The organism is Holospora curviuscula (assembly GCF_002930195.1).
Lineage (GTDB): Bacteria > Pseudomonadota > Alphaproteobacteria > Holosporales > Holosporaceae > Holospora > Holospora curviuscula.
Genome location: NZ_PHHC01000079.1, coordinates 1 through 8,115 on the forward strand (window position 1 = coordinate 1; position 8,115 = coordinate 8,115).

Here is an 8,115-nt window from a genome sequence, read left to right on the forward strand (position 1 = left end):
CAGAGCACACTAAGGGGGTTGCGGTCCAGTAATGGCAGTAGCTTATAGAACCTTCATTTTCTTGGTTAGATCATTTTAGAAGGCAATCCAAAGATTATAAAAGGTTTACTTCATCAGCCAAAGCGTTTATTCCACTCGCTTTCACTAAAATAGTGCTCAATAGGTTAAAAAAAATGGTTTTACGTGACTGTTTCTAATTCTTTCCTATAAGAAGCATTCTCAACGATGCCTAATATTCGCGCTAAGACCTGCGCACTGGTAGCGGCAAAGCCCTGAGGAGTTTTAACATTTGACCATATTTTTTCAAAATAATGACAAGAATTTATTTCTGGAGAGGTGTATAACAAAGATTTTAGGGCTTTAGTTATGTTTTGTGAAGTAAAGTTGTTTTGTAAATATTCTGGAGCCACCATTTCTTGGGCTAAAATATTTACCAGCCCCGCATAGGGTGTTGTTACTAACCTGCGTAACATCCATGCTAAAAAGGGGCTTACTTTATACCCAATCACCATCGGAGTTTTGTGAAGAGCTAATTCTAATGTTACCGTCCCAGAGCATGCTAAAGCTGCACTAGCATTAGCAAATACAGAATTTTTTAGTAAAGGATTGGTCACTGTTATATACCCTTCCTGTTTAAATATTTTGACATGCTCAGGAAGCGTTACCACAACCGCCTGAAGATTTTTTTCGTTTTGCTTCAGTGTTTCTACGCTTTGTTTAAAAATGGGCCAACATCGCTGAATTTCTTGAACCCTGCTTCCCGGTAATATACACACTAAAGGATAAAGAGAAGATAACTCAGGATAGCTAAGCCAAAAGAGAGTTTGGTTGGGTGGTTCTTGATCTGCCAAAGGGTGTCCCACCCAAAAACAGGGAATCTGAGGAAAAAAATGTCTTTCAAATTCAAATAAATGTAATAAATAGTCAGTTTTTTTTCTCAAAGTCTGTGCACGGCGCTTTCGCCAAGCCCATACCGAAGGTGCTACACAATGAACGCGTTGCGTTAAGGCAGAGACTGCTTGGCTTACTCGAAGAGAAAAATCTGGACAATCAATAGTAAGTAAAAGATTCGGACGCTGATGGTGCATAACATCTATGGTTTGTCGATAGCGTCTCATCAAGGAAACGCTGTTTCTTAATACAGAGCCTACTCCCATGTGGCATAGATCTGTATACGGAAATAATGAAACAAATTCTCCTGCGTGCTCTGTCAAAGGACCTGCAACTCCTTGACAAATAATATTAGGATATTTATCCTTCAAAGCCGTTAATATAACGCTTGCGAGGGCATCTCCAGAGGGTTCACCCACAATAATCCATAATAAAGGGTTAGATGAAGCAGGCATTTTTACTTTTTTCTAAACAGAAACATATATTCGTAGTTTTTCTATCATCACTGCTCCTAAGCCAACCATCAAAAAAGCACATACACCACTTGCAAAAAACACACCCCACTTTTTCAGCGTAGAAAGAAAAGTCTCTTGAGGGCCAGCAGGATAAAAAAAGCTAATCATTCTTTGAGTAATATCAAACCCTCCAACGATATTTAAACATAAGATCATCACCGTTGCACATACTAAAATCCAAAATCCCTCTAGACTTTTCGGTACCATTTCTGTTCCTTTTTCCAATATAACAAGAATACATATACTGGATACTCCATTGGTTAAACTCATTAAGGGCGCATGAAAAACACTGGGAACCCGACATACAGTGTAGTATCCTAACGCAACACCCATCATGAGTATAAGTAAAAAATCCATGCTCTTTATTTCCCTTTATGAGATGTGCACTATTTTGTAATACACATGGCCTCCAACAACGGATCATCTTGAGGTCTTATCCAACAGTTCATTTTAGAATTCCACAGTAAATTTATCAAAGCTAGTATGTTTCGTCCGTATAATGTGCTGGCAGAACGAGATAAGTCACTTAATGGGTAAAAAGCGCCCAGCGCAGTGATTTCTTTTATTTTAATTATTTTACCCGGCTCTGTAAAGGTGCAATTTCCTCTATGTCCCAAATGTGTTGCAAGATCCACAATAACAGTACCGGGACGGCACAGAGCGAGCATTTCTTGGGTTAATAATATTGGAGCATTGGATCCTGGCACTAAGGCACTACATATAACCGCATCGTAAGAAGGGAGGAGTGACTTTAAAAACGCTTGTTGAGCTTCCTGTTCTTGAGGAGTCAAAGATCGTGCATAACCTCCGGTGCCTTCAGCGTTCTCAACTCCTGGAAGGTGAAGAAATTTTCCGCCCAAGCTCTCAACCTGTTCTTTTACTTCAGAACGCACATCACAGGCACTAATCTTTGCCCCCAGGCGTCGCCCCATTCCGATGGCTTGAAGTCCTGCTACTCCTGCTCCTAATACCAATACATGGGCAGGAGGAAGTGTTCCAGCAGCGGTAGTCATCATGGGAAGAATTTTAGATATATGCACTGCTATCTGCATAATGGCCCAATAACCCATAAGTGCAGCTTGAGAAGAAAGTACATCTATAAATTGAGCTCTTGAAATTCGAGGTAATAGCTCCAAAGCATAAGCTTCAAGACTATAGGCTTTGTAGCGTTCTTTCTCTTGTGCCCCTCTTAATAACCCAATGATACGAGTATGTTGTGGTAAGCGCTTTAAAATTTCTTCCTCTAGGGGCCCCAAAGATAAGACCAATGCTGCATTGTGACATAGGGCTTCCCGATCTGACGTCCATTTTCCTCCTTTCTGTTGATATTCAGATAAAGGAAAAGGTGCGGTGCAGGATTCAAACCAAACCTCAAACCCTAGTGCTGTTAACGCAGGTAAATGTTCTGGAGCTAAGACAATGCGTGTATCTTCAACCACACTATTGGCAGGGACAATAATTTTCATGAATTTTTTAAAGCGTTTTATTATATTTATAAGAGTAATCAAAACGTTTGTCCATACGTGTTGTATTGGGTTTGAAATTTAGGTAGAAAAAGTATTAAGAAAAGAGCTATACACTGATCTGATTTTGAAGCAATGCTCGCTTTGATACATCCAAGAAAAGCACTAATATATCTAAATCATCATAAAAATATTACGAAAATGAATTGCAAATAAGGCATCAATAAAGTAATTAATTGTTCTACGTATGGGTTTGACATGAGCCTATTTCTTTTCAATGGGGTTGGATAGAATAAGGCATGTTGACATTTAAGTTTACTTTAGGATTATTAAGTGATGCAGCAGAATGAACGAAGGAAAGAAAAGCGTGTGCAAGTGTGTCATATCTGGGTGCAACGCGTCTGAAATGGGTTAACTTGTTGAACATTTTGCTCAACTAAATTTTTCGCATGAATCGTGGGGGGATGACGATTTAATGGACAATGTCATCGGTATCCTAGTCTTTATCCATCAATAGCGTTTTAAAGTCAAAATTCTCCATTAAATCAAGAACTTTGGTATAGTCAGCGCACTAACTAGGCGATAGAATGAATCTGATAGGGTTGCCTAGAGCATCCCATGAAAGTATGGATTTTTCGTGCTAAAACCGCCTGTTGAGCGTCTCAGCGCTTGCTTTTGTGTACCATTATTGTATTTTTTCTGGGGTCCGGGGTGTGTTGATGGTCGTGAATCATTGTGGAATCACTCGTGATCTATTCCGTATCAGCATTGGCTGCAAGAGTATTAAAAATCATTTGCCACACACTGTCTTTGGACCATCTTATCAACCGTTTGTGAACCTTCGAGTATTTCCCCGTAAGATTCTGGCAAGGCACGCCACACTAAACTCTTGCGGGCAATCCACATCACGGCATTGATAAATTTTCGGTTATCGCGTTACCAGTGCGTCCTGAATCCCCTTCTTTCCCAGGCAAACTTTTTTTTATTCCTTCCCATTGGTCGTCTCGTATTCCTTGCAATCTTACTTCTTCTTTTAACTAAACCCCTTAATCTTACAATAGCTCATTATAAATGTCGACACACTCTACTTTTTTTTGGAGTGTATAAAATTTTTGTCTTTTGTGGTATATAGCATGAAGCATGATTCATAATTAGGCGGAGTGTTAGCGCTTTGATTCTTGTCCATAATTAAAAAGAGTCGTACTATAAGATCTGTTAGACTCTATGAGTGCTATAAATTAATTATTTACTAAGCCAGATATACTATAGTAATTTAGCTTAAAAATGGGATTACATGTGTTATAATTGTAAAAAAATAACAAAAATACCATCGAGATGGTAAGAAGATAATACAGCTTAGAGTTAAAAAAAGTATAACAGAATACATAAATTTGAGTAATACTCACAAAACGAACGTAAAATAGTTATCGTAGGTAAAAATAGAGTAAGTAAAAAGTTAGAGTAAGTAAAAATTGGATACGCTAGAAAAAAGAATGAGTCATCAAGCCTAAAGCACGCTTAGGCAGCACAGAAAAAATAAATCCAAATTCGCTGAAACTTTATGTTGAAAATAATGAAAATAAAGCTTAAAAAGGGAGGCTTTAGGGATAAAAAATCTTTACCTCTGAGAAGCGTATGAAAAAAAGAGAAATAACTATTAAGAAATAATCAACGTTTGTATAGAGTGGTATAGAGATGACAATTTTTAAAGACAGAGTTTGGCGTAAAAAAAGTAAGAAAACTGGTTAGTAAAAAGTGTGGTAACGATTACAAAAGAATCATTAATATAGCGAATTTAGTAAATAATCAATCCCTAGAACCCATGGTTTTAATGATTCTTATAATTCCGGATTTTTTTAATCATTGGGAAAAACAGTGTTGAATCAAAGCACTAAAACCTGACCTGATTATGGAGCATGCTTCATTTTATAACGCTTATAAGACAAAAGAATTGATTAAATTTGTTGACTTTGGGTGAGTGTTTTACCGCCACATTCGTCCGACATAACCCCCCATTGAGACATTTTAGGCTACTATGAAACGATGGATTCACCCTACCATTACTTACTGTGCGAAATGATATAAAGCCTTACTTTAATTTTTTAAAATTTTATATTCAAGCTAAATTACTATATACAAGACTTTACTGCGGTATTTTTTTTATGACTTCTAGACATCCATTTCGCTTTTCCTCTTCTGTCTCCCAAAAGAAAAAGATTTTTTGTCGCTTAATTCTTGCTTCTTGAATACTGCTACGGCAACATCCTTTTCCTATAACACACTCAGCCCGATAGCCTGAAATCTAGTATTCTCATTATCGTTGACAAATAATTTTATCTTTGAATTAGTCTACGCGTTTCTACCCTAAACGTTTTCTAGCATGGTAGTTGCTTTCTTTTTTATTTCGAGAATATATACCTTGTTTTTCTTGAAGCGTTATTTTATGGGCTTGTGGACATTTTTTATCCTGCTATGCACCTCATTCAAGGTAATTTACTATACTATATTTTTGTGAAGAGTGTGTTTGTACGCACCTACTCAGGTCGTATATTCGGTGCGATTCAGGGTATTCCTATCCTATGTCCATTTTCATCACTTGTAAATTTGATGTTTGGAGGCGAGTTAAGGGAGTGCCCTGTAAGAGTGATGTTTAACTTTAGTGATCGTTTTCCCCTGGACCACCAAATATAGCGGTGCTAAATAGAGCGTCTTTCTGAGATTGGTTTAAGGATTTTGGTATAATCTTTATTTTCCTGAATATAGGCGCAGCTAGAGTAAAGTTTTTCTCTTTTTTAACACCCATTTCTTCAAGTAATTTTCCTACAAATTCAGTCTGCAAACCAAGACGGAATTTAAACTGTTCTTCTACATAGTTACTTAACGCTCTATACTGCTCTTGAATATTCTTTATAATCTCTTCTTTTTCCTCTGTTTTTTGCGCACTCAAAATACGGTTTATACCCGTATTAAACAATTCAAATGCTTTCTTAAGGTGCGGAACATCATTTTGTCTATCTTCAAGTGAAAAGGCTCCTTTATCTTTTAGTTCACGTGTTGTCTCATCCGGATTTTTAAATTTTATTTTTGGCGTTATTGACTTAAATAACTCTTCCATGAAATCGTGGACCCGTTTAAGACCGTCATTGAGTTTTTTTCTATACTCCTGGTCTACGTTTTCATATTGCACTTTTAGTGCTGATGCCATTTCTTTATTTTTGTTGTTAAATTTATCTTGCGAAAAGTTCAAGAATTCTGTAAAAGAAAATGTTATGTAGTGTGTAAATTTTTTAACGAGTGAGTCGAAATCTATTTTCTTTTGCTCTTCTATTGTACGTTGTGCTGCAGGAACATCTGGATTAAATGTTGTCTCTTTTTTGATACCTATTGCCTCAAGTAACGCTTCTAAAAATTGAATCCGTAAACCAAGACGGAATTTAAACTGTTCTTCTACATAGTTACTTAACGCCTTATACTCCGCTTTAATATCCTTTATAGTGTTTGTTTTATATTCTTGCCAAAACTTTTTTAGTGTTCTCCAATTCAAAGCATGTTCTATACCCTCTTCAAATTGTTTGAATATTTCCTTAAGGTGCGGAATATCATTTTCCGGATCTTTAAACTCAAAGTTCTCTTTATCTTTTAGTAAAAGTGTTTTCCCATCCAACGTAATCTTCTTCACTTTTGGCGTTATTGCGTGAAATAATGTTTCCATAAAGTTGTGCACTTGTTTAAGACCTTCTTGGAAATCTTTTTGATCGTTCTCGCTCATTTTCTTATAATTCATTTGTAATTTTGATGTAAATGTTTTATTCTTTTTATTAAAATCATCTTGTGAATTTTGTAAAAAATCTTTAAAATTTCCTCTTATGTACTGTACAGATTCCTTAACGAGCGAGTCAAAATTTATTTGCGCGTGTTTGTTTGTTTCATTTTCTTCTGCTTTTAATTGTCCACCTATACTGAGCAGCACTCCCAGCATAAGAAACTTAATTATTTTTTTTTTCATATTTCTTTATTATTTTTATTTTACTTTCATAGTATAAATTATAAAATAATAAAATTTTGTTAAAGATAAATATATTTTGATTAAGCTATTGATAACAGTATTCAAAAGCAATACCATAAATAGGTAATATAAATAGTACTACTCCATAGAAATAAAAAATAAGCGTAACAAAATAAATAAAAAATTCATACGTAAAAATCAAAAATTTAATCAATGAATCAAAGAAAAAACTAGATAAATAAAAAAATATAAAAAAAGTATGTCGTAAAAAAAATAGAAGAAAGAAAAAAATTTATCCCTCCAAACAGAGATTACCCCGTGGAACACTGTGTAAGAGTTTCTGGGCAATAGGGCGGCTAAGGGTTCAAGAATCCTAATGAAAGTGAAAGAACAGCGTGTACAAGACACAAGGTACTCTGAAAAAAATGATTCGCATATTCATCCCGTTTGGACTGTGCAACCAAAAGAGGAGATTGTTAGTCTTTGAAGAAACACGGAATGCTGATTGATTTGAACCTTATGTAAAAAATGCGTTCATCAAGAAACTTAAACGGAGAAAAGTAGAGATGATAGATACTGTTAGACCCTGTGTTCATGGATAAACGGAGGGAGTTAGTGACGCAAGTAATAAAAATGAGTAATCCAAGGGATTTAACAGATCACAAATAACTGCTCATTAAGGATCATTTTGAATGAGGCAAGTATAGTAATAGAAGTAAACACCAAAAGAAAGAGCGTGTTAATAGAGTGTTTTCCATAATAAAGAGCGGCTGCCAATAGCGAATGTGTCCTGAAGATTTTTCGCCATACTCTACTGTATATTGGTTTTATTAAAGATGCAGGATCAAAGGAATATGGAAAAAAGTACTGAGCGCGTTTGTCAAGATAAGGTGGATCAAGGCTGGTTGCAGTGAAGACCCGAGCTATTGCAGAATTGATTCACACAGTGTCAAAACTACCGGGGCTTGCGAACAACGCGACATTGACGGAGAAAAAAAATAAACGAACCTAAACGCCATAGTGTTGTGGATACACAAGGCATAGTGCACGGTACTGTTCATGACGCTAGCCACAGTAGGGGGGTGCAATGTTTTTTAAGAGGCTTTGTAAAGTATCCGACACTCAAAAACGGTTTCGTCGATGCCGGATATGGAAAAACCATGCTAGAGTTTATGGAAAATCTTCTTAACAAGACAATTGAAATTTCAGAACCCCAGAATGGGCGGTGTTCGCCAAAAGA

Annotated in this window: 4 protein-coding genes and 2 pseudogenes; 1 reads left to right on the top strand and 5 read right to left on the bottom strand. The window is 36.2% G+C overall.

Going from position 1 to position 8,115, the window contains the following annotated elements; all coding sequences use genetic code 11:
* Positions 1-179: 179 nt before the first annotated feature.
* The 5 genes and pseudogenes from lpxB to HCUR_RS02430 all read right to left on the bottom strand — a co-directional run bounded on the left by lpxB (position 180) and on the right by HCUR_RS02430 (position 6,875).
* Positions 180-1,346 (bottom strand): lipid-A-disaccharide synthase, encoded by a 1,167-nt coding sequence (lpxB, locus tag HCUR_RS02410; protein WP_104206584.1) that lies wholly within the window; start codon positions 1,344-1,346, stop codon positions 180-182.
* 12 nt (positions 1,347-1,358) lie between these two features.
* Positions 1,359-1,763, bottom strand: a complete 405-nt coding sequence (locus HCUR_RS02415) for a proton-translocating transhydrogenase family protein (protein ID WP_104206585.1) — start codon at positions 1,761-1,763, stop codon at positions 1,359-1,361.
* A 29-nt stretch (positions 1,764-1,792) separates the two neighbouring features.
* Positions 1,793-2,872, bottom strand: coding sequence for a Rossmann-fold NAD(P)-binding domain-containing protein (locus tag HCUR_RS02420; RefSeq protein WP_104206586.1), 1,080 nt, complete (start codon positions 2,870-2,872; stop codon positions 1,793-1,795).
* Between the two features lie 271 nt (positions 2,873-3,143).
* Positions 3,144-3,888: pseudogene (locus HCUR_RS10110) on the bottom strand (IS5 family transposase).
* A 1,637-nt stretch (positions 3,889-5,525) separates the two neighbouring features.
* Positions 5,526-6,875: a hypothetical protein gene (locus HCUR_RS02430; protein WP_104206587.1), complete on the bottom strand. Its 1,350-nt coding sequence runs from the start codon at positions 6,873-6,875 to the stop codon at positions 5,526-5,528.
* Between the two features lie 1,025 nt (positions 6,876-7,900).
* Here HCUR_RS02430 and HCUR_RS02435 point away from each other — a divergent pair.
* Positions 7,901-8,115: pseudogene (locus HCUR_RS02435) on the top strand (hypothetical protein); the annotation flags it as partial.

Coding starts and splice junctions, on each gene's coding strand:
- lpxB (WP_104206584.1), bottom strand. CDS start 1,346: ATGCCTGCTTCATCTAACCCTTTATTATGGATTATTGTGGGTGAACCC.
- HCUR_RS02415 (WP_104206585.1), bottom strand. CDS start 1,763: ATGGATTTTTTACTTATACTCATGATGGGTGTTGCGTTAGGATACTAC.
- HCUR_RS02420 (WP_104206586.1), bottom strand. CDS start 2,872: ATGAAAATTATTGTCCCTGCCAATAGTGTGGTTGAAGATACACGCATT.
- HCUR_RS02430 (WP_104206587.1), bottom strand. CDS start 6,875: ATGAAAAAAAAAATAATTAAGTTTCTTATGCTGGGAGTGCTGCTCAGT.